An 18,460-nucleotide genomic window follows, 5' to 3' on the forward strand; every position below is an offset into this window, starting at 1 on the left:
AAATTCCGAAGTTCAGGAAAAAAGAACCGGAGCGACGGGCACCGCCGCCCCGGTTTCGTCAGCGTGGGAGGTTACTGACGCGGGAGGAAAGCGTTGGTTTTCCACAGGTCGTAGCCGTCACGGAATTCTTTCATGTCGGCCAGGACTTTCGCAAAATAGGCGTCGTTTGCTGCTTCTTCTGCGGCAACTTCTTCCCAAGTCGCACGGAAGGTATCCAGCATCTCGGGCGACCATTGCTTGATGGTGACACCGTTGTTTTCAACATTGTCGATCAGAGCCGCGTGCTGGATGGCTTCACCTTCGGCAAAGCTGTCAGCCATCGAAGCCTTACAGGCGCTTTCGATGATCGCCTTGTGCTGGTCGCTGGTTTCATTCCAGACGTCCTTGTTGATCAGCAGTTCGAACACGGTCGCTTGCTGGTGCCAGCCGGGGAAGTAGTTGAACTTCACCAGCTTGTGGAAGCCCAGACGCGCGTCAATGGCTGGCATCGAGAACTCGGTCGCGTCGATGGCGCCTTTTTCCAGCGCGGGGAATATCTCACCACCCGGCAGCAGCGAGGTCGCCACGCCCAGTTTCTGCATCACCTTACCGCCCAGACCGAAGAAACGCATCTTCAGTCCGTTCAGGTCTTCAGGCGCGTTGATCTCGGATGCGAACCAGCCCGAAGTTTCAGGCGCAATGATCGCGCAAGGCAGAACGTGGACGTTATAGCCAGCCTGATCATACATCTCTTGATACAGCGTCAAACCGTTGCCGTAGTACAGCCACGCCATGTATTCGCCCGCCTCAGGACCGAAGGGAACCGCAGAAAACAGCGGTGCAGCCGGGATTTTACCCGCCCAGTACCCAGCCGTGGTGTAGCCCGAGTTGATCTTGCCTGTGGACACAGCGTCCAGAATTTCGAACGGCGGAACCAGTTTGCCCGGCTCATACACTTTCATCTTCAGCGTGCCGCCAGACATCACGTTCAGCTGTTCGGCCACACGCGGGATCGGCGACCCGAGGCCCGGCAGCTCAGTCGAAAAAGCAATCGGTGTTTTCAGCAGCAGCTTGTCAGCGGCAACCGCAGGTGCGGCCAGTAGGCTGGCTGCCACGGCGAGGCTCGTCAGGGTCTTTTTCATAAAATCTCCTCCAGGGTTGGTCGGGGTATCTACCCCAATCAATGGCGCAGGCTCTTCCAGCGCCGCTCCGGTGGTAAACTAACTTTACCATTACAAACCAGTCAACAATTTTATTTACCACTGGCATTCTTCCATTATTAAACGCACGACTTCGAGAAGAAGTTTGTCACTGAGTTTAAAAAAGCAGTTAGAAAATAATTCTCACTGTTTCTTCAGTGAAATCATAATACTGCCGCATTCAGTGCGAGCCTCCTGTGTCGCTTGAATATTCGTCCAATATGGTTATATTTATTTACCAGTAACCTTTGAGCTGGCAGCTATTTAAGGCAAACCGTCATGAGCCCCTCAGCAATATTTGAACCTGTTGGACACGAATCGCTGGCCGACGCCGTGGTGGCGCAGATCGAGGACTTGATTGCCTCGGGCATTCTGAAACAGGGGCGCAAACTGCCATCTGAAAGGGATCTGGCCGAGATGTTGCGCGTGTCCCGCCCAAAGTTGCGCGAGGCTCTGGCCATTCTGGAAGAACGCGGTCTAGTTACAACTCAGCATGGGGAAGGCACCTTTGTCGCCGCCCTGACCGGCCAAGCGATGATGCCCGCACTTCTGGCGCTGTACGAACGGCATGAGCCCGCCTTTTTCGACTATCTAGAATACCGGCGCGAGCAAGAGAGTTTTGCGGCCCGCTTGGCAGCACGGCGGGCAACCAAAGCGGACAAAGAGCGGATCGAAGAAATTCTGACCGAAAATGAGCGTGCCTGGCGGGACAACGATACTAAAGCCGCACAGGAAGCTGACTTTGCTCTGCATTCGGCAATCGTGGACGCCAGTCAAAATGCGACCCTGATCCATATCATGGCTTCGATCTATGAACTCACCCGAAGAGGTGTATTCTACAACCGCGACTTTCTGAAAACGATTGACGGTACAGGGCGCCAACTTTTGGCGCAGCACTTGGAACTGGGTCGGGCAGTAATCGACGGAGATGAAGAACGCGCCGCCAAAGCTGCCACCGATCATATCGATTTTGTCGAAGAGTCCTTCAGATTGGGTATCGAACGCAGCCGCCGCGAAGCCATGGCCGAAAAGCGCCGATTGTTATCTGAACGGTAACTTTCGAAACCGCGCAAATCGCCATGAAGTGGTGAACGGCCGACGCCAAAGCATTATGGACGATCAACCGCCACTGTAAGCGTGATCTCGACAGTGGCATTTGACGGTAGGGATGAAACCCCAATCGCCGCACGGCTGCCAATACTGGCCGCGCCCAATTCTTCCGCCAGATACTCCGAAGCAAAATTCGCCACCTGAGGATGCGCGGCAAAGCCCGGCTCACAATTCAGAAAGACCTGGAGTTGCAGGATCACTCCCAGCTTCTCACCTTTGGTCAGGCCTGAGCGTGCTGCCATCAGCGCATTCTGCGCCGCCAAGCGAACGGCTTCACGGTGCTGATCCGGTGTATCGTTTACCTTGATTGCACCGGAAAACAACAACTTGCCGTCCTGACGCGGTGTCATCCCCGAGGTAAAGACAATATCCCCGTACCGTGCGACCGGATTGTAAAATCCTTGGGGCGGTGGAACCTTGAGCGTCATTGCTTGTACCTTTCAACCATAGTCACGATCCGCTTAGCCGCCGCAACGGCCTTTGCGTGGTCTTGCGAAAAGTTCAGGCGAACGCTGTTGGCGGTCCAGGGTGCAAACTCAGAACCTGGGGTGACAATAACGCCTGCCTGCAGACGAAGTAGCCGCACAAAATCAACCGGCGATACAGTCAGTTCCGGTAGCCGCGGAAACAGGTAACTTCCCGCCTGAGGTATTGTTGTCGGCAGACCTGCCGAGTTGAAAATCTGTAGCAGATCGTCGCGAATGGCCTGATGTTGCGCGACCCGATCCGCCATCCAGCCTTCGGGCTCATTAAACCAAGTCTCTAGCACGCGTTGATTGTACCCCGCCGCCCGCAGCGACACGACGGCCTGCAATTTCTCCATCCGGTCGACGATCGCAGCTGTTCCGAATGCCACACCTAGTCGAAAACCGCTGAGTGACTCGGTTTTGGATGGGCCCATGATTGTGATGACATTCTTGGGGCAAGTGTCGCAGGCGCGAAAATGGGTGAACTGCGCGTCAGAATATAGCAGGCGGGAATACAGTTGGTCGGCAACTACGGTGACACTGTATTGCGCCGCAAGTTTGGCCATCGCCTGAATCTCGTGCTGAGAATATACGAAACCGGTCGGGTTGTTCGGGTTCGAAAAAACCAAAACCTCTGCCCCACCCTGAAATGCCTGCTCAAGCGCCTCAAGATCAAGCCCGGTCTCATCATCTGCCCCCTGATAGCGCAGGCCAACAGGTAAAATGGTGCCTCCAAAAAAGGTAACCAGTTTACGATTGGCAAAATAATCAGGCTCGATAATGGCTACCTTAGTGCCCGTATCGACCGTAGCCCCAAGCGCCAGAAACAAAGCGCCCTGAGTGCCCGGGGTGATGATCAGCTCATGTACCGGATCAACCGGCGCACCCGTGAATGCAGCAAGCCGCCGGGCGACACCATCGCGGATTTCAGCCAGACCCCGATATTCGGTATAGGCCTGACAACCACCCGCGTCGTATCCTTCGTTCCAAATCTCGCGGGCGCCGGGCGTCGGCGCATGCGCATCTACATCACCGTGTGAAAAATCCACCGGCTCACCGGGCAAAACGTCGCCCACCATAATGGTATGTAGATGCCCGTCGTCGTGCCGCGCTTCCTGTCCGGGGGCATTCTCGGTCGCCATTTTCGCAAATTTCTCAAGAATATTCGGCATCAATTCCACCTATTTTCAGATGTTATCACTCTGGGGTCACGTCGCCTCGAAATGGGTACAAGGCGGAAAATCTCGGTTCGTTTGCGAATACGACACGGGTCGGGAAACTGACGCCCGCTATGGCTGTGTAGCGTATTAGAAGCCATGGAAAAGCTCTTCGCAAAAGCTTGGTAAAACGATCCAGACAACTGGGATAGAAGGGTGATCAGGCCTTGGACCATAAAGAACGCCCCATCTCGGATCATCGGATCACAGCATCCGTTTCGGTCGCCATCTGCAAAAGCCAATCCTGAAAAAGACGAACAGCAGGGGTTACCGATTTCTCTTGCAATTTGGCGTAGTAGGCCCAAGGGCTGTCCAGATCAATTTCCAGCGGCTCGACCAGCAGCCCCCGATCCACATAGGACCGTACCAGTGATTTCGGCAACGCGACACATCCCAGAGATTTCGCCGCCAGCTCTAACGCGAGGTTGGACACATTGGTTCGCTGCCCCTCTTTGAGGTTCAGATCTTCAAGACCGAACGCGGCAGCGATTTTTTCCCAATAGGCGGGGCGGCCAAGGATATGTATCAGCGGCGCGTCGTCCAGTTGTTCGGGATGGGTCAAAGGATCCCCATTGACCGTAAATCCGGGGGCGCAAACCACGGTCAGCTTGTCCACCCACAAGCGCGTCAGCCCATCCGCCACATCATCCACATGGTTGATCGTGATAGATACATCCGACACGTTTGGCTCTACATCCGTCCAGATCGTGCCGTGAACAGTCAGGGCAATATCCGGGTGCTCCTGTGAAAACCCCTGAATGACGTTCGGCAACCAATTCTCTGCCAGGCTGATCGGGCACGAGACGACTACGGTGCGGGTATGCGAGCGCAGCACAATCGATTGTGTGGCCGCGTCGATCTCTTGCAGCGCGTGGCGCACGGACGGCAGGTAGGCCCTGCCGACATCGGTCAGGGACAAGGAACGCGGGTGGCGAACGAAAAGGGGCCGTTTGATGAACTCTTCCAGCGACCGCACGTGATTGCTGACAGCGGACTGGGTGCAGTTCAGCTCTTCCGCCGCGCTTGTGAAGCTCAGATGCCGAGCGGCCGCCTCAAAGGAACGGAGAAAGGACAGGTGAGGCAGGTTCATCATATTTGGCGTATTCCGAGGCTGATACTACATTGATTAAGCCGGTCAGAACGGACCCTCTAGTTCATTTGCGACTTTAGAATTGTCTTGTTCGCGGCACAACGAAACTGACAACCACAATAAATCCAGCGCCATAGCCCAAGGATTGTTTTCGTGCCGCTTGGTTCAATTTCACCTAGATTGGATTGCAAGCATATTGTCCCAAACTCCAAGACAAGCAGGCTGGCTGTGGTGGAAACATTTCAAAAGGTTGCAGACTTCGCACTCGGCAGCACAGCTGGGGATATTCCGGATACGACGCTGAATGCGGCGGCGCTGATGCTGTTGGATACATTAGGCATTACAATCGGGTCGGGTCCGATGACAGCGGGCACAATTGCACGGGAAGCGGCACTGGCGCTTTACGGCGCGGGTGAGGATACACTTGGCGCACGAATGTTGTTTGACGGTCGCCGGGTCAGCGTGGCCGGGGCGGCCTATGCCGCAGCCACCCAAACCGACAATCTAGACGGGCATGATGGGTACAACCCCACAAAAGGCCATATCGGTGTCGTTGTTATTCCTGCCCTTGCTGCTTTGGCTGAAACGGTTCCGGATTTCTCAGGGCCAGAAGCATTGGCAGCCGTGACCATCGGGTACGAGGTCGCCGGGCGTGCGGGCATCTCGCTGCACAATACCGCCAGCGATTACCACACCTCGGGCGCATGGAACGCTTTGGGGGTTGTTGCCGTCGCCGCACGTATGCGCGGACTTAGCCCGGAACAGATGCGAGAGGCGATGGGCATCGCCGAATATCACGGCCCCCGCAGCCAGATGATGCGCGAGATTGCCAACCCCACCATGCTGCATGACGGCTCGGGCTGCGGCGCACTGGTAGGAATCTCGGCGGCAATATTGGCCGAGAAAGGCTTTACCGGAGCACCCGCCATCACCGTCGAGGCAGAGGAGGCCGCCCCGCACTGGCAAGACCTAGGCCAGTTCTGGCAGATGGAGCATCAATATGTGAAGCCCTACCCGATCTGCCGATGGGCGCACGCTGCCATCGACGCCACTCGTTCGCTGATCAAAGAACATCATCTGAGCCATTCGGACATCGCCTCGGTTCAGGTCAACACGTTCCACGAAAGCGCCTGTCTATTCCAGGGTATGCCTGACGATACCTCAAAGGCGCAATATTCCCTGCCTTTTGCCGTCGCCACGATGATGGCTTATGGGCGGATCGGTGTTGAACATATCACCGGGGCGGGACTGTCCGATCCTATGGTGGCGTCGATTATCGAACGCATTTCCGTGGCTGAAGACGCGCGCCATTCGAAACGTTTCCCCACAAGCCGCGTTGCCGATGTTAGCATGACGCTAAACAATGGGCGCGTGTTGAACTCGGGGGATGTCCACGCGCGCGGTGGCCCCGAAGCCCCAATGGATCAATCCGAAATCGTCGACAAATTCATGGAATTCGCCACGCCGTCCTTGGGCAAGGGCCGGGCCGCGGCCATTCGAGATGTAGCGCTAAGTTTAACTGATCCAACCTTAAAGTTTTCGGACCTAGGTGCACTGATCTATGACGCGCCCAAGTTCGGTTAGCGAACTCCCAGGTGAAGCAAGCGGTCAGTCATCGCTTTTGTAATACCCGATCACATCGTTATCGGTTGTGGCGCCGAGCCCGTTGAGCAACCGGTTCGAGTAGTTGAAATAGGCGCAGACCTGATTGACCTCGAGGATTTCGCCATCCGAACACCCTTCGATTTTGAGCGCCTCAAAATCGGATTTTACCATTTTTCCCACATCGGTCGTAAGCTTGGCCGCATAACGCAAAAGCGCAAGTTCTTTACCCTCGAATTCATTCTCGGGCCGCTGCGCCTTGAGGGCTACAAAAATGCGGTCGCTGCGGGGCTGATCCTTTAGCAAGTTGCGCACATTCATGAAATGATGGGTCAGAGAATAGGTGCAGTCATTCAGGATCGAGGTATAGCTGGCCACCACCTCAAGAAACCAAAAGGGCAGCACATTGTCTTTGGAATGCAGGACGGAACGATAAAGCGTCACGTGCCCGTTCATCGTCTCGGGCCGAAGTGAGTGAACGCGCATCACAGTGTCCACGGTCCCATGAGGGGTCCGAGCCTTATCCAACAGCTCTTTCAGGCGGCCCTCGGCCTGTTCGTCCGAGACCATTTCGATCCAAGCGCTCATTTCGGCGTCTCCTGTCTGTGATGGGATCATCATATGAACAACGGAACGCGGAGTGTCAGTAAAAAATTTTCCTGTGGCGACATTTTAGTGGATCACAGGAATGTGATCAGTGTAAATTCTGACCGAACACTGTTGAAAGCCACGATCATGAGAAACCCGGATTTGCGCACCGGAGCAGAAAACCTGTTGCTTGAATGTGGTGGCCTAAAGGCGGGTGACCGGTTGCTGGTACTCTGTGAAGATCCCAGCCTGGGGTATTACTATGCCGATCTCTGTCAGGCGGTTGTGGATTGCGCCCGGCAACACGGAATAGAAACATCTGTTCAGACCATTCCGTTTGACCCAATGGGCGGGGCGTTGCCAGATGGTCTGATCGCGTCAATGAAATCTGCCGATCGTACGTTGTTCTTGTCACGCACCGGGGATCAGATCCGCTTTGACGCCGGGATGAGCGACATTCGCCCTATCATGTCCTACGTGGTGGATGCGGGAATGCTGGCGTCAGGGTTTGGGCGGGCCGATTATTTTGGTTTTGTGGCGCTAAAGGATGCCGTGAATGCGCTAATGGCTACCGCGACACGGATTCAGGTCACATGCCCGTTGGGTACGGATTTCTCCGGCCCCGGGGCAGCCTATCCAAAGGCGGGAGCAGCAGATGTCAGCGTAGCGCGGTTTCCAATGTCGGTATTTGCCCCGGTTCCGGCGCAAGGGTTTTCCGGCACTTTGATACAGGACGGATTTCTCGTGGGTACCGGGTCGAAGTTCTATGAACCCTACGGCTGCACATTGCGCGAACCACTTGCGGTACATTTCAAAGACAACACACTTACCGGGTTTTCGGGCCACCAGATGGACGTGCATTGTGCCACAATGCACTATGAAGCCGTCGGCAAAATGTTCGATCTGGACCCGATGACAATGCACTCATGGCATGCGGGAATACACCCTGGATGTGCTTATCCCACCCCTGCGTATGAAAATTATGAACGCTGGAGCGGTTCGGCCTTCGGAAATCCCCGGCTGCTGCATTTCCACACCTGCGGAGATTACGCGCCGGGCGAAATTTCTCTGAATGTCCTGGACCCGACGATCCGGGTGGATGGTGTTGCCGTGTGGGACAAGGGCGTATTGCGACCGGAAACCATACCCGGAGGCGACGAAATTCTGGATCGGCACCCTTCGATTAAAGCAGTGTTTGACGCCCCTGAACGGCAAGTTGGCCAAAGCTCTGACGGGCGCCTGTCGGCCAAGTAAGTCAGGGCGCAGCTTCTTCAGTGATCCGTTTGGCAACGCGTGACCGAAAGCGCATTGCGCCCACATCCAGCCCCAGGTTGATATACCCGGTTTTGCGTCGCGCCATGCCGGTCTGAACATATTCCAGCACGTCCTTGTCTTCGTTGAACGCCATTATTGCACCGTCAAACATCCGCTGGGACATGGCCACGTCGTCCGCATGCATGTTGCGGTGCTGGAACCAGAAATAACGCGAGTTCTGTTCATCGACCGGCGTGATGAAATTATACGATATGTTTACAAAAGCATTCGGTGACAGCTCGCGATCTGCCCCACCCTCACCTGTCGGGGTATAGACCGACATGTTAATCGCGGTCGAGGGTAGACGGCATTCATAATGCTGCTTGCGGTCGCAGCTTGGACCAAAAGGCAGGATCGGAGCGTAGTAGGGCGGCGCAGGCTCATCAGCGATCCAGCGGGACACGATCACGCCCTCGTCGGTTTCTTCCAGATCCAACGGTCGACTATCGGTTCCAGCCCCCGCAAATGAGGTCAGATGCACCCAGGCGACATGGCTTGGGTCCAGCAGGTTGTCGATGATGTAAAGGTAATGGCACGCCATCTCCATCGCACCAGTCTGCGTCTTGCCCCAGGACGGGCTTTCGAAGTTCGGGATGTCGATGATATCATTGCGATCGGCCTGCACCGGGTCACCCATCCACAGCCACAAAAACCCCCAGCGATCCTCGGCCGGATATGAATGCACAGCCGCCCGGCGTGGAGGATTGTCCAACTGGGTCGGAGCGCTCACGCACTCCCCGCTGCAGCCAAAAGTAAGCCCGTGATAACCGCAGACCACATGATCGCCTTCAATCGTGCCGCGCGACAGGGGCAGCTTGCGATGCGGGCAGGCATCCTCCAACGCGATGGCCATGCCTTTGGTGTCGCGATAGATAACAATCTCTTCATCCAGCATCCGCACCGCGCTGAGGGTGCGGCCGAAATCCTCGCTACGGCCAGCCACGTACCAGCAATTGCGGATAAAGCCTTCGGCTCCGGCCAGGTCTGGGCGCATCTGTCTACTCCGAAAATACATCAAACGCCTTGAGCGCCTTGGCGCTGTAGGCAAACGAGGGTCCACCGCCCATATAGGTTGCCATGGCCAGTGCCTCGCATAGTTCCTCGCGGGTGGCACCCAGACGCACCAGCGATTTCACATGAAATCCGATGCAACTGTCACAGCGTGTCGCCACGGCAATGCCAAGGGCCATGAACTCTTTGGTTTTCTCGCTGAGCGCTCCGTCAGTTTTGGCCGCTTTACCCATGATGCCAAAGCCACGGACAGTATCAGGCACCTCTTTTGAAAAGCTACCGATATTGGCCTCGGTCTCAGCAATGAAGTCTTTCCAGTCCATAAGGCCCTCCTTATCCGCGCTCATCCGCGCCCATGCGGCGTTCCAACCAGCGCACACCGGCACTGATGATCAGAACCAGGATCAGATATTCAAAGATCAGCAATGTGTAGATTTCCAGCGGGCGGTATTCGGTGACCACCAGCTCATTCGCCCGACGGGTGAGTTCCTGCATGCCGATGACACTGGCAAAGGCGCTCATCTTGACGATGTAGATGAACTGGTTGGCCAGGGGCGGCAGGATACGCCGGATCGCCTGCGGCAGTATCACGTAACGCATCGTCTGCACGTAATTTAGCCCGATTGTCCGCGCGGCTTCGCTTTGGCCCTTTGCAATGGATTGAATGCCTGCCCGGTAAATTTCAGCAGTGAAAGCGCTGTCAGAGATTGCCAGAGTGATGATCGCACCCCAGAACGGGTCGATCGGAATATTCATGCCCATCGACTGGAACACGATCGGCAGCCCGTAAAACACCCAAAACAGCATCGGCAGCAGTGGAATCGAGCGGACAAATTCCACATAAACACGGTTGATCAACCGCCAGCCACGCTTTTCCGACAAGCCGGGCAGCGCCACCAACAACCCGATGCCAATCGACAGCACAGCTGCGATCAGCGAAATCTGAATCGTCGCGCCCATGCCCGAGATCAGGAATTTCACATTGGTCCAACCCGATTGCGTGGTCGGGTCGATCACATACCAACCCCAAGTCTGAGATGAAGAACAACCCGTCAGCAACAGCAGGGGCAAGATCAACAGGATTTTTTTCATCGGTCTCACCTAGTGCTGCAGAATCTGGCTGAGGAACTTCCGGCACCGTTCGGATTCGGGGTTGGTGAAGAAATGTTCAGGCTTGCCCTGTTCCACGATTTCACCAGCATCCATGAAGATCATCTTGTCAGCGACTTTTCGGGCAAAACCCATCTCGTGGGTGACAACCACCATGGTCATGCCCTCTTGTGCCAGTTCGACCATTACATCCAGAACCTCGGAAATCATCTCGGGGTCCAGCGCCGAGGTGGGTTCATCGAACAACAGAACCCGCGGCTCCATGCACAGGGATCGGGCAATGGCCACGCGCTGCTGCTGGCCACCGGACAGTTGGAGCGGACGTTTGTCGGCCTGGTCGGGGATATGTACGCGCTCCAGGTAATGGCGGGCCTTCTCTTCGGCATCCTTGCGGCTGAGCCCGCGTGCCTTAATCGGGCCAAGGGTCAGATTCTCAAGTACGGTCAGATGGGGGAACAAGTTGAATTGCTGAAATACCATCCCAACCTCGGATCGGATCGCAGCCGCTGACTTCGGATCATCCGTCAGTTCGACTCCATCAACGCGGATGGTGCCTTTCTGGTGCTTTTCCAGTTGGTTGATACAGCGAACCACGGTTGATTTGCCTGACCCGGACGGGCCACAGATGACCACTTTCTCACCGCTGTCGATTGTCAGGTTGATGTCTTTGAGAACGTGAAATGTGTCATACCACTTGTTTACGTTCACAAGCTCGATCACGGCGTCTGGCATCGGCTGAACTGCCCTTATTTTATTCACAGTGGAATATTTTCTTGAGGTTATCTTTGTCTTTGCGCTTAAATCAAGGAACAATATGGCAGCAAGGCCTAACCGCCACCAACGGGAGACAAAGATGAAAACATTTTGGAAAGCCGCAGCTGTTGCTGCGCTTGGCGTGGTATTGTCGGGGGCCGCTCAGGCGCAATCGGCGTTGAACGAAGTACTGGATTCAGGGGTCTTGAAGGTCGGCACCACAGGGGACTGGAATCCCATGTCCCTACGTGATCCCGCGACAAACAGCTATAAAGGCTATGATATTGACATCATGAACGAGCTGGCCACCGATCTTGGGGTTGAAGTTGAATACGTGCCGACCGACTGGAAAACGCTGGTAAATGGTGTGGTCGCGGGCAAATATCACCTCACCGGCTCAGCCTCCATTTCTCCGCCACGCATGAAGGTTGCCGGGTTCTCGGACAGTTACATCTCGGTTGAACTGTTTCCCTACACAACCAAGGACAAGGCCGATAAGTTCGATGGTTACGACTCGATCAACCAACCGGACGTAAAGGTTGCCACAACCTTGGGCACCACTTTTGAAAAGCGCGTGCGCGAGTGGTTCCCCAATGCTGACATCAAAGTGGTCGAGGCCCCCGCACGCGGGTTCCAAGAGGTCATTGCCGGCCGTGCAGATGTGTTCATCACATCAAATATCGAAGGCGCGACCCTGGAAGAGAAATTCCCGGTTGAGCGGGTAAAAAATGCGGGGCCGCGCTCACCATCTCCGATTGCAATGATCCTGCCGCAGGGCGATCAGGTCTGGATCAACTATGTGAACAATTGGATCGAAGTCAAAAAAGCCCAAGGCTTCTTTGAACAAAACAGAGAGAAATGGGGTCTGTAATTCAGATCAAGGAAAACGCCCGGCTATAATAGTCGGGCGTTTTAGTTTTCGCCGGTAATAGCCTTGGCAACTACGGTCACAAAACTGACTTTCTCCGTTTTCAGCTCGGTCGGGCCATGCGCAGCGTTTGAATCAAAGCTCAGACTATCTCCCGGACGCATGTGATAGGTGGCATCGCCGCAGCCATAGACCATCTCTCCATCCGTGACATGAATGAACTCAACGCCTTGATGCTGGTAGAGCGGGCGGGCGTCCAGCGGCGCCTCGAGGGTCACGCTGAAGCTTTCGAAACTCACATGTTTTGCTTCGGCCCGACCTATCAGCTTGTAGCTATGACCATACCCGCTGCCCACGCGCCGAACCGTAACCCCCTCACCCGCCGCCACAAAGGACGCATCTGAACGGTCGACAGTTGCAGCAAAAAAGTTGATCAAAGGCACGCCGATACCTTGTGCCAACGCTTCCAGAGAGTTCAAAGATGCAGACACCTGACCGCGCTCGATTTTCGAGATCATGGCCGTGGACACACCAGACCGCGCCGACAATTCCGTCAGCGTCAGACCGGCCAGCACCCGATGGGATTTCACAGCGGTTCCGATCAGCTGGTCCAGAGGTGGTTTCCGGGTCTCGATCACAGGTGAATCTTCCATTGGCTCAGCCTAGTGCCGTCGTGCAAAAAGGAAAAGCGATACTCAGGGTCAAAGGCAGAGAGGGTGCGAATGAAACTTGAAAACATGACGTGGTACGAGGTGGAAACCCGTATCAAAGAAGGCGCCGCCATCCTACTGCCGGTCGGGTCCACCGAACAACACGGGCCAATGGGTCGGATCGGCACGGATACGATCTGCGCCAACGCCGTTGCGCTGGCTGCGGCAGAAAAGGTCGGTGCAATTGTCGCACCTCCACTGGCCTATACACCCGCGCCATTTAACACCGCTTTCCCGGGTACGATTTCCGTATCTGAAGAGGCATTCCAAAATCTGGCGCACGAGGTCATCTCGGGATGCTTGGCGCAGGGTTTTTTGGGTATTTTTATAGTGAACGGTCACGGCGCCAATCTGGAACCGCTCCGAAGGATCGTTGAACAGCTGACGGTGGACAGATGCATGATACGCAGTTGGTGGGAACCCGCAGCAGTCAATGCACTTCGGTCAGATCTTTACGGCGAATGGGAAGGCATGCACGCGACGCCTTCGGAAATTGCAATCACGCAAGCCCTGCTGGGTTCGCTTCCACCCAACGAAGCCTCTGATCCTCCGCAACGCCTGAGCGCCGAGTATCTGCGTGAGCATTCAGGGGATCGGCATGGGCCGCCTGATGCACATCGTGCGCAGTTCCCAGATGGCCGCGTCGGATCACACTCGGCTTTGGCAACCCCGGAAGACGGGCACAAGTTGTTAGCGGCAAGTGCTTCTGGCGTCGCGAAGGAATTCGAAGAATTTCAGGCCAGGCTTAGGTTGCCTTGAATTTCTCTGTGCAGCTTGCCGAAGAAAATTTTGGTGGTGGAAGCGCCTGCACCGAACCAGTTCGACACCTACCCCAAATAATCGCGCAGGCTGGGTGGCGGGTTGTCCAACAGAGCCTTTGTCGATGCTGGCGGATGTGCGCGTTCATCCGCCACCAGAACAGTATGGCTGGTAATGCGGCGCGCGTCTTGTGGATCATGGCTGACCATAAACAGGGTCGTGCCAGTTTCGGCTACCAATCCGGCAACGAGGTCAAGCATTTCGGCCTTCAGTGCTGGTCCCAGTGCTGCAAAGGGTTCGTCCAATAACAAGAGTTTGCGACGTTGCACAAGGACGCGAGCCAACGCAATCCGGCTTTGTTGTCCACCGGACAGTTCGGCGGGCTTGCGACCGCCCAGACCAAAGAGGGACACGCGGGTCAGCGCATTTTGGACTTCCGCTTGCTCGTCACCGGACAAACGACCGTTAGGACGCAGCCCGAGGGCGACATTCTGTTCGACTGTCAGGTGAGGAAACAGATTGCCATCTTGGAACAAGATCGCCAATGGACGCTGCCCGGGGGAGAGATCAGATATTCGACCTCGGTTCCAGAGAATCTGCCCGCGTTTCAAATCGCGAAACCCGGCAATCGATTCAAGTAGCGTCGATTTTCCTGCCCCGGAGGGGCCGATAATAGCCACGCTGGAGCCGGTCTCGACGGTGAAATCGGCTTGCAGCGAAAAGCTTCCGTTCTCGATGAGGCAACCGTCAAGTTTCAGCATGCAAACGCCCTCCTCGATCCAGCAACCAGAATGCCCCCATCGACAGGAGCAGCAGCAGCAACGCCGCACCGGCTGCGGCCTGCATCTGGTACGCGCCCATCAAACGGTAGATCTGTAATGGGAGTGTTGCGATATGCGGATCGGCGAACAGGGCAATAACGCCCAGATCACCCATCGACAAGGCAGCCGACAGGCCAGCGGCAAAGCGTATTTGCGGTTGCATGCGGGGCAGCAGAACGCGAGTAAAAAATGTCTTCTTGTCCATATCCAGTGACAGGGCCAGCCGTCCATGCCGGGTGACCACGTCCTGCGCAGCGGGTACCAGAATGCGTAGGGCAAACGGCAGCGCCATGACCGCGTTCACAAGCGCCGTCACCGGCAGTGCCAGCGTTGTCGGGTTGGCTACCGGGCGAATTAGGATGAACAACCCCGTCCCGATCACCAAAGGCGAAGCCGCCAGCCCCAAAATACCGCAAAGCTCCACGATCCCATAGCGCCCGGTTGCGACGGCCGTGGCCATTGGCAACGCAAGTAGCAACAAAACGGCTGTACTGGCTGCGGCGACCAGAACCGAGATCAACGCGGCACGAAATACCAAGGCGGGCATCTCAAACAACCCGACCAATCCAGATATGACAACTGCGGCCAATGGCAGTAGCAGGAACGCCGCAGCGGTGCCAATCCAAAATACATCGAACAAGGGCGACCCACCGTCCCAACGGCGGATGGCGCGGTCCAGCCCTGCACCGAACCCATCACCCTGTGAAAACCTCAGCGCAGCCAGTGCAGCGACCACGGTCAGGGCCAGTTGCAATGCGGACAGCAGCGCCGCCCGGCCGAGATCGAAGTCATAGGTGAAGGCCTGATAGATCGCGAGTTCGATTGTTGTTGCTCGCGGCCCTCCTCCGAGGGTCAACGCGACAGCAAAGCTTGTCAGGCAGATTGCGAAGATTACAGCCAAAACGCCCGGCAGTATGCGCCTCAGCATGGGCAGTTCGATCAGCCGAAACATCGCTGTACCATTACAGCCCAATTGTGCAGCGAGTCGAAAGCGTTCAGCCGGGATTTCCTGCCATGCCTGCAGGATCAGGCGCGTTGCCAGAGGCAGGTTGAAAAACACATGAGCCAAGACCACGCCGTGCAGCCCGTAAATGCGCAGAGGCGACAGGCCGAACAACCCCAAAACCTCCGATATCCAACCTGCCCTTCCAAAGACCTGCAACAATCCAAGGATCGCCACGATGACCGGCAAGATGAAAGGCGCTCCTAACAATGCGATCAAAGCGCGTCTGCCCGGAAATCGACGCCGGGCAAGTGCGCGCGCGACCGGAATGGCCAAGGCCACGCTGAACACCGCAGACAACACCGCCTGCACCAGCGTAAACCTCAACGCAGCCCAGTCAGCCGGGCCGAACCCGGCTGATGTTTCTGCACGCAAGGCCACAGCGGCCAAAGTGCCCAAGATCAGCGCCGCGACCAAAGCCGCCGCGCCAGCACCCGGCCATGGGCTTACTGGCTGAGCGCGCCCAGCCATTTCGCAAGCGCCTGATCCCGCACTGCTGCGGCTTCTTCGGGACTGAACAGCAGAGATTTTTCCGGAGTGATCAGTGTGTCAAACCCGTCGGGCAGACCCGAAGCCGGGGTCACTGCCGGATACATCCAGTTTGTCGTCGGAATAATCTGCTGGAAAGTGTCAGAAACCATGAACTCCAGAAACTGATCCGCCAGTTCTGGTTGATCGGTTCCGGCCAGTTTTGCCGCAACCTCAACCTGCATATAGTGACCTTCGTCAAAAGCTGCTGCTGCCTTGCTGGCGTCTTCTTCAGCAATCAGGTGATAGGCCGGCGAGGTGGTGTAGCTCAGGACCATATCCGCTTCGCCGTCCAGAAACAGGCCATAAGCCTCGGACCAGCCTTTGGTGACGGTTACGATATTGTCGGCTAACCCTGCCCAGACTTCGGGTGCGTCGTCACCATAGGCGGCTTCGACCCACAACAGCAGCCCCAGACCGGGCGTCGATGAGCGTGGATCCTGAATAATGATCTTGGTATCACCTTCGGCCAGCTCTCGGAAATTGGCGGGTGCCGGGGTGTCCGCGTTGTGGACAAAAGCGAAATAGCCCCAGTCGTAGGGCGCGAAGACGTCATCCGACCATTCAATCGGAAGCGCGTACTCGGCGCTGACCGAACTGGGTGCAAACAAGCCGGTTTCCTTGGCTGCGGTGATTAGGTTTGTATCCAGACCAAGCACCACATCCGCGTCCGAGTTTTCACCCTCAAGACGGATGCGGGACAGCAGCGCCGCGCCATCCTCGACGCCGACAAGGTTCAATTCGCAGTCGCACACAGCCTCAAAAGCTTCTTTGACCTGCGGCCCCGGACCCCAGTCCGAGACAAAGCTGTCATAGGTGTAAACGGTCAACTGAGGTTTATCGGCCGCCATGGCCGAAGTTGCGCTCAGTAATCCCGCAGCAATCATCAGATGTTTCATGTCATCCTCCATTGCGGCGAGAGGGCAAGGATGGATGAAACCGTTACCTTTCCCTCCGCCGGTTCTAGCCGGTTCAGGTTCAACGGGTTCGCCAATGGCATCTCAGCGCGGCAGGCCACGCACCCCGAGGTGAAGTTGTGAGTAGGTCGGAACAGACCAAATTACAACCAGATTAGTATTTGTCTGGCCTGATAGTTTCAGGCCAGATCGTCAGTAGTGCACGAGGTAGACGCCCACCAGAACAAGCACTGCGATAAAGACTGTCTCGGCCACGATCAAAGCGATGGCCTGACCGCCTACATCCAGAATTCGCTTGAGCGACGTTTTCATTCCCACCGCGGCAATCGATATCAACAGCGCCCAACGGCTGAGGCTGGCCATGGCCGTTGAAATAAACTCGGGGATTAGACCCATCGAATTCATAACCGCGAAGATCAGAAAACCGACGACGAACATCGGCAGGATGGGCGGGCGCTTGCCATCTTCCTCGCTGAACTCTGCGTGGCGGCGCACCAGGAACGAGACGACCAGAACTACCGGGGCCAACATAGCAACGCGGATCAGTTTAACCAGTGTGGCAACCTCACCCGTTTGCTCAGACACCGAGAATCCCGCGCCTACCACCTGCGCCACGTCGTGGATGGTGCCGCCCAGGAACACCCCTGATATGTCATCGTCAAAATTGAAGGCTTCGGTCAGGATCGGGTAAGCTATCATGGCGATGGTCGACAGCACCGTTACTGACAGCACAGTGAAGATCAGGTTGCGCTCGGAATGCTCATTCTTGGGCAGAATGGCCGACAGGGCCATCGCTGCGGACGCGCCGCAGATCGCAACCGAACCGCCTGTCAACACCCCGAACCGCCAGCCACGTCCAAGCAGCCGCGCGCCCAGAAGGCCAAACAGGATCGTCAGAATAACCCCAGCGATTACAACCACGATCAGATCGGCTCCCAGGTTCATCATCAGTTCGATCGAGATACGCGCGCCCAAAAGAGCGACCCCAAACCGCAACACCGTTCGAGCCGTAAATTCAATGCCAGCACGACACCCGCCCGCATCGTCCTCGGACAGAAAATGAAATGCGATACCCAGCAACAGCGCCATCAGCATCGCCGGGGCGCCGTAGTGCTCAGACAAAAATTTGGCGGCAACCGCCACAACCACGGATACAAGGATACCGTGACCGTTTGTCTGCACGAAAGACCGCGCCCAGCTCCAGGGCGACTTGGATGCATTCAACGCCTGCATCTTGTTTCCTTTGTCACAATCGGATGGTCAATTGGCCACATCCACAACCGCCCGAGTCACATTTGACCCGGACAGTTGCTGGTTGGATTACGCCTCTGCCTGCGGTGTCATGTCTGTGGCATCGATGCCTGCGACGGCGACGGGTTTTTTCATTGCGTCGCGGCGGAAGGGCTCACCGAGT

19 protein-coding genes and 1 riboswitch are annotated in these 18,460 nt (G+C 56.2%); of the genes, 5 read left to right on the plus strand and 14 right to left on the minus strand.

The genetic code is table 11. From position 1 onward, the window contains the following. Positions 1 to 71: 71 nt before the first annotated feature. Positions 72 to 1,121 carry a TRAP transporter substrate-binding protein gene (locus tag GOW93_RS12755; RefSeq protein ID WP_170384661.1) on the minus strand — a complete coding sequence of 350 codons (1,050 nt, stop codon included), beginning with the start codon at positions 1,119 to 1,121 and terminating at the stop codon, positions 72 to 74. 336 nt (positions 1,122 to 1,457) lie between these two features. Between GOW93_RS12755 and GOW93_RS12760 the strand changes: the two genes are divergently transcribed. After that, the gene (locus tag GOW93_RS12760; protein WP_170384663.1) at positions 1,458 to 2,234 is read left to right on the plus strand and encodes a FadR/GntR family transcriptional regulator; all 777 of its coding nucleotides are present in this window, start codon (positions 1,458 to 1,460) and stop codon (positions 2,232 to 2,234) included. A gap of 53 nt (positions 2,235 to 2,287) precedes the next feature. Here GOW93_RS12760 and GOW93_RS12765 read toward each other — a convergent pair whose 3' ends face one another. The 3 genes from GOW93_RS12765 to GOW93_RS12775 all read right to left on the minus strand — a co-directional run bounded on the left by GOW93_RS12765 (position 2,288) and on the right by GOW93_RS12775 (position 5,065). Further along, positions 2,288 to 2,716, minus strand: coding sequence for a RidA family protein (locus tag GOW93_RS12765; protein ID WP_170384665.1), 429 nt, complete (start codon positions 2,714 to 2,716; stop codon positions 2,288 to 2,290). Then, positions 2,713 to 3,927, minus strand: a complete 1,215-nt coding sequence (locus tag GOW93_RS12770; protein WP_170384667.1) for a pyridoxal phosphate-dependent aminotransferase — start codon at positions 3,925 to 3,927, stop codon at positions 2,713 to 2,715. Before GOW93_RS12770 ends, GOW93_RS12765 begins: the two co-directional genes overlap by 4 nt. A 241-nt stretch (positions 3,928 to 4,168) precedes the next feature. Next, on the minus strand, positions 4,169 to 5,065 hold the full coding sequence (locus GOW93_RS12775; protein WP_170384669.1) for a LysR substrate-binding domain-containing protein: 897 nt from the start codon (positions 5,063 to 5,065) through the stop codon (positions 4,169 to 4,171). Between the two features lie 225 nt (positions 5,066 to 5,290). Between GOW93_RS12775 and GOW93_RS12780 the strand changes: the two genes are divergently transcribed. Beyond that, positions 5,291 to 6,646 (plus strand): MmgE/PrpD family protein, encoded by a 1,356-nt coding sequence (locus GOW93_RS12780; RefSeq protein ID WP_170384671.1) that lies wholly within the window; start codon positions 5,291 to 5,293, stop codon positions 6,644 to 6,646. Between the two features lie 24 nt (positions 6,647 to 6,670). Here GOW93_RS12780 and GOW93_RS12785 read toward each other — a convergent pair whose 3' ends face one another. Further along, entirely contained in the window at positions 6,671 to 7,252 is a 582-nt protein-coding gene (locus GOW93_RS12785; protein WP_170384673.1) for a carboxymuconolactone decarboxylase family protein, read from the minus strand. Between the two features lie 147 nt (positions 7,253 to 7,399). On the opposite strand from GOW93_RS12785, the gene GOW93_RS12790 reads away from it, so the two are divergent. Next, entirely contained in the window at positions 7,400 to 8,506 is a 1,107-nt protein-coding gene (locus tag GOW93_RS12790) for a hypothetical protein (protein WP_170384675.1), read from the plus strand. A gap of 1 nt (position 8,507) precedes the next feature. Here GOW93_RS12790 and GOW93_RS12795 read toward each other — a convergent pair whose 3' ends face one another. From GOW93_RS12795 to GOW93_RS12810, 4 genes are read right to left on the minus strand one after another with little or no spacing between them, the layout of a single operon-like run. Beyond that, positions 8,508 to 9,560: an aromatic ring-hydroxylating dioxygenase subunit alpha gene (locus GOW93_RS12795; protein ID WP_170384677.1), complete on the minus strand. Its 1,053-nt coding sequence runs from the start codon at positions 9,558 to 9,560 to the stop codon at positions 8,508 to 8,510. A gap of 4 nt (positions 9,561 to 9,564) precedes the next feature. Next, positions 9,565 to 9,900 (minus strand): carboxymuconolactone decarboxylase family protein, encoded by a 336-nt coding sequence (locus tag GOW93_RS12800; protein ID WP_170384679.1) that lies wholly within the window; start codon positions 9,898 to 9,900, stop codon positions 9,565 to 9,567. Positions 9,901 to 9,910: 10 nt separating this feature from the next. Further along, positions 9,911 to 10,669 (minus strand): amino acid ABC transporter permease, encoded by a 759-nt coding sequence (locus GOW93_RS12805; protein ID WP_170384681.1) that lies wholly within the window; start codon positions 10,667 to 10,669, stop codon positions 9,911 to 9,913. 9 nt (positions 10,670 to 10,678) lie between these two features. Continuing rightward, positions 10,679 to 11,419 carry an amino acid ABC transporter ATP-binding protein gene (locus tag GOW93_RS12810; protein WP_170384683.1) on the minus strand — a complete coding sequence of 247 codons (741 nt, stop codon included), beginning with the start codon at positions 11,417 to 11,419 and terminating at the stop codon, positions 10,679 to 10,681. Positions 11,420 to 11,540: 121 nt separating this feature from the next. Here GOW93_RS12810 and GOW93_RS12815 point away from each other — a divergent pair, with 121 nt between their 5' ends. After that, complete coding sequence (locus GOW93_RS12815; RefSeq protein WP_170384685.1) at positions 11,541 to 12,311, plus strand: transporter substrate-binding domain-containing protein; 771 nt, start codon at positions 11,541 to 11,543, stop codon at positions 12,309 to 12,311. A gap of 41 nt (positions 12,312 to 12,352) precedes the next feature. Here GOW93_RS12815 and GOW93_RS12820 read toward each other — a convergent pair whose 3' ends face one another. After that, positions 12,353 to 12,961, minus strand: coding sequence for a helix-turn-helix domain-containing protein (locus tag GOW93_RS12820; protein WP_170384687.1), 609 nt, complete (start codon positions 12,959 to 12,961; stop codon positions 12,353 to 12,355). Positions 12,962 to 13,030: 69 nt separating this feature from the next. Here GOW93_RS12820 and GOW93_RS12825 point away from each other — a divergent pair, with 69 nt between their 5' ends. Continuing rightward, complete coding sequence (locus GOW93_RS12825; protein ID WP_170384689.1) at positions 13,031 to 13,777, plus strand: creatininase family protein; 747 nt, start codon at positions 13,031 to 13,033, stop codon at positions 13,775 to 13,777. Positions 13,778 to 13,845: 68 nt separating this feature from the next. Here GOW93_RS12825 and GOW93_RS12830 read toward each other — a convergent pair whose 3' ends face one another. From GOW93_RS12830 to GOW93_RS12845, 4 genes are all read right to left on the minus strand, one after another. Beyond that, positions 13,846 to 14,538 carry a thiamine ABC transporter ATP-binding protein gene (locus tag GOW93_RS12830; protein ID WP_170384691.1) on the minus strand — a complete coding sequence of 231 codons (693 nt, stop codon included), beginning with the start codon at positions 14,536 to 14,538 and terminating at the stop codon, positions 13,846 to 13,848. Next, entirely contained in the window at positions 14,525 to 16,072 is a 1,548-nt protein-coding gene (locus tag GOW93_RS12835; protein ID WP_170384693.1) for a thiamine/thiamine pyrophosphate ABC transporter permease ThiP, read from the minus strand. Before GOW93_RS12835 ends, GOW93_RS12830 begins: the two co-directional genes overlap by 14 nt. Continuing rightward, positions 16,048 to 17,028 carry a thiamine ABC transporter substrate binding subunit gene (thiB, locus tag GOW93_RS12840; protein WP_170384695.1) on the minus strand — a complete coding sequence of 327 codons (981 nt, stop codon included), beginning with the start codon at positions 17,026 to 17,028 and terminating at the stop codon, positions 16,048 to 16,050. The genes GOW93_RS12835 and thiB overlap by 25 nt, the downstream gene beginning before the upstream one ends. A gap of 32 nt (positions 17,029 to 17,060) precedes the next feature. Beyond that, positions 17,061 to 17,165: riboswitch (TPP riboswitch) on the minus strand. Between the two features lie 73 nt (positions 17,166 to 17,238). Then, entirely contained in the window at positions 17,239 to 18,279 is a 1,041-nt protein-coding gene (locus tag GOW93_RS12845) for a YeiH family protein (RefSeq protein ID WP_170384697.1), read from the minus strand. Positions 18,280 to 18,460: the final 181 nt, after the last annotated feature.

This window comes from Ruegeria atlantica (assembly GCF_013032455.1).
In the GTDB taxonomy this organism is placed as follows: Bacteria; Pseudomonadota; Alphaproteobacteria; order Rhodobacterales; family Rhodobacteraceae; genus Ruegeria; species Ruegeria atlantica_B.

What these genes read in the sequence shown, in the direction of transcription:
- GOW93_RS12755 (WP_170384661.1), bottom strand. Translation starts at nt 1,121, where the DNA reads ATGAAAAAGACCCTGACGAGCCTCGCCGTGGCAGCCAGCCTACTGGCC.
- GOW93_RS12760 (WP_170384663.1), top strand. Translation starts at nt 1,458, where the DNA reads ATGAGCCCCTCAGCAATATTTGAACCTGTTGGACACGAATCGCTGGCC.
- GOW93_RS12765 (WP_170384665.1), bottom strand. Translation starts at nt 2,716, where the DNA reads ATGACGCTCAAGGTTCCACCGCCCCAAGGATTTTACAATCCGGTCGCA.
- GOW93_RS12770 (WP_170384667.1), bottom strand. Translation starts at nt 3,927, where the DNA reads ATGCCGAATATTCTTGAGAAATTTGCGAAAATGGCGACCGAGAATGCC.
- GOW93_RS12775 (WP_170384669.1), bottom strand. Translation starts at nt 5,065, where the DNA reads ATGATGAACCTGCCTCACCTGTCCTTTCTCCGTTCCTTTGAGGCGGCC.
- GOW93_RS12785 (WP_170384673.1), bottom strand. Translation starts at nt 7,252, where the DNA reads ATGAGCGCTTGGATCGAAATGGTCTCGGACGAACAGGCCGAGGGCCGC.
- GOW93_RS12790 (WP_170384675.1), top strand. Translation starts at nt 7,400, where the DNA reads ATGAGAAACCCGGATTTGCGCACCGGAGCAGAAAACCTGTTGCTTGAA.
- GOW93_RS12795 (WP_170384677.1), bottom strand. Translation starts at nt 9,560, where the DNA reads ATGCGCCCAGACCTGGCCGGAGCCGAAGGCTTTATCCGCAATTGCTGG.
- GOW93_RS12800 (WP_170384679.1), bottom strand. Translation starts at nt 9,900, where the DNA reads ATGGACTGGAAAGACTTCATTGCTGAGACCGAGGCCAATATCGGTAGC.
- GOW93_RS12805 (WP_170384681.1), bottom strand. Translation starts at nt 10,669, where the DNA reads ATGAAAAAAATCCTGTTGATCTTGCCCCTGCTGTTGCTGACGGGTTGT.
- GOW93_RS12810 (WP_170384683.1), bottom strand. Translation starts at nt 11,419, where the DNA reads ATGCCAGACGCCGTGATCGAGCTTGTGAACGTAAACAAGTGGTATGAC.
- GOW93_RS12815 (WP_170384685.1), top strand. Translation starts at nt 11,541, where the DNA reads ATGAAAACATTTTGGAAAGCCGCAGCTGTTGCTGCGCTTGGCGTGGTA.
- GOW93_RS12820 (WP_170384687.1), bottom strand. Translation starts at nt 12,961, where the DNA reads ATGGAAGATTCACCTGTGATCGAGACCCGGAAACCACCTCTGGACCAG.
- GOW93_RS12825 (WP_170384689.1), top strand. Translation starts at nt 13,031, where the DNA reads ATGAAACTTGAAAACATGACGTGGTACGAGGTGGAAACCCGTATCAAA.
- GOW93_RS12830 (WP_170384691.1), bottom strand. Translation starts at nt 14,538, where the DNA reads ATGCTGAAACTTGACGGTTGCCTCATCGAGAACGGAAGCTTTTCGCTG.
- GOW93_RS12835 (WP_170384693.1), bottom strand. Translation starts at nt 16,072, where the DNA reads ATGGCTGGGCGCGCTCAGCCAGTAAGCCCATGGCCGGGTGCTGGCGCG.
- thiB (WP_170384695.1), bottom strand. Translation starts at nt 17,028, where the DNA reads ATGAAACATCTGATGATTGCTGCGGGATTACTGAGCGCAACTTCGGCC.
- GOW93_RS12845 (WP_170384697.1), bottom strand. Translation starts at nt 18,279, where the DNA reads ATGCAGGCGTTGAATGCATCCAAGTCGCCCTGGAGCTGGGCGCGGTCT.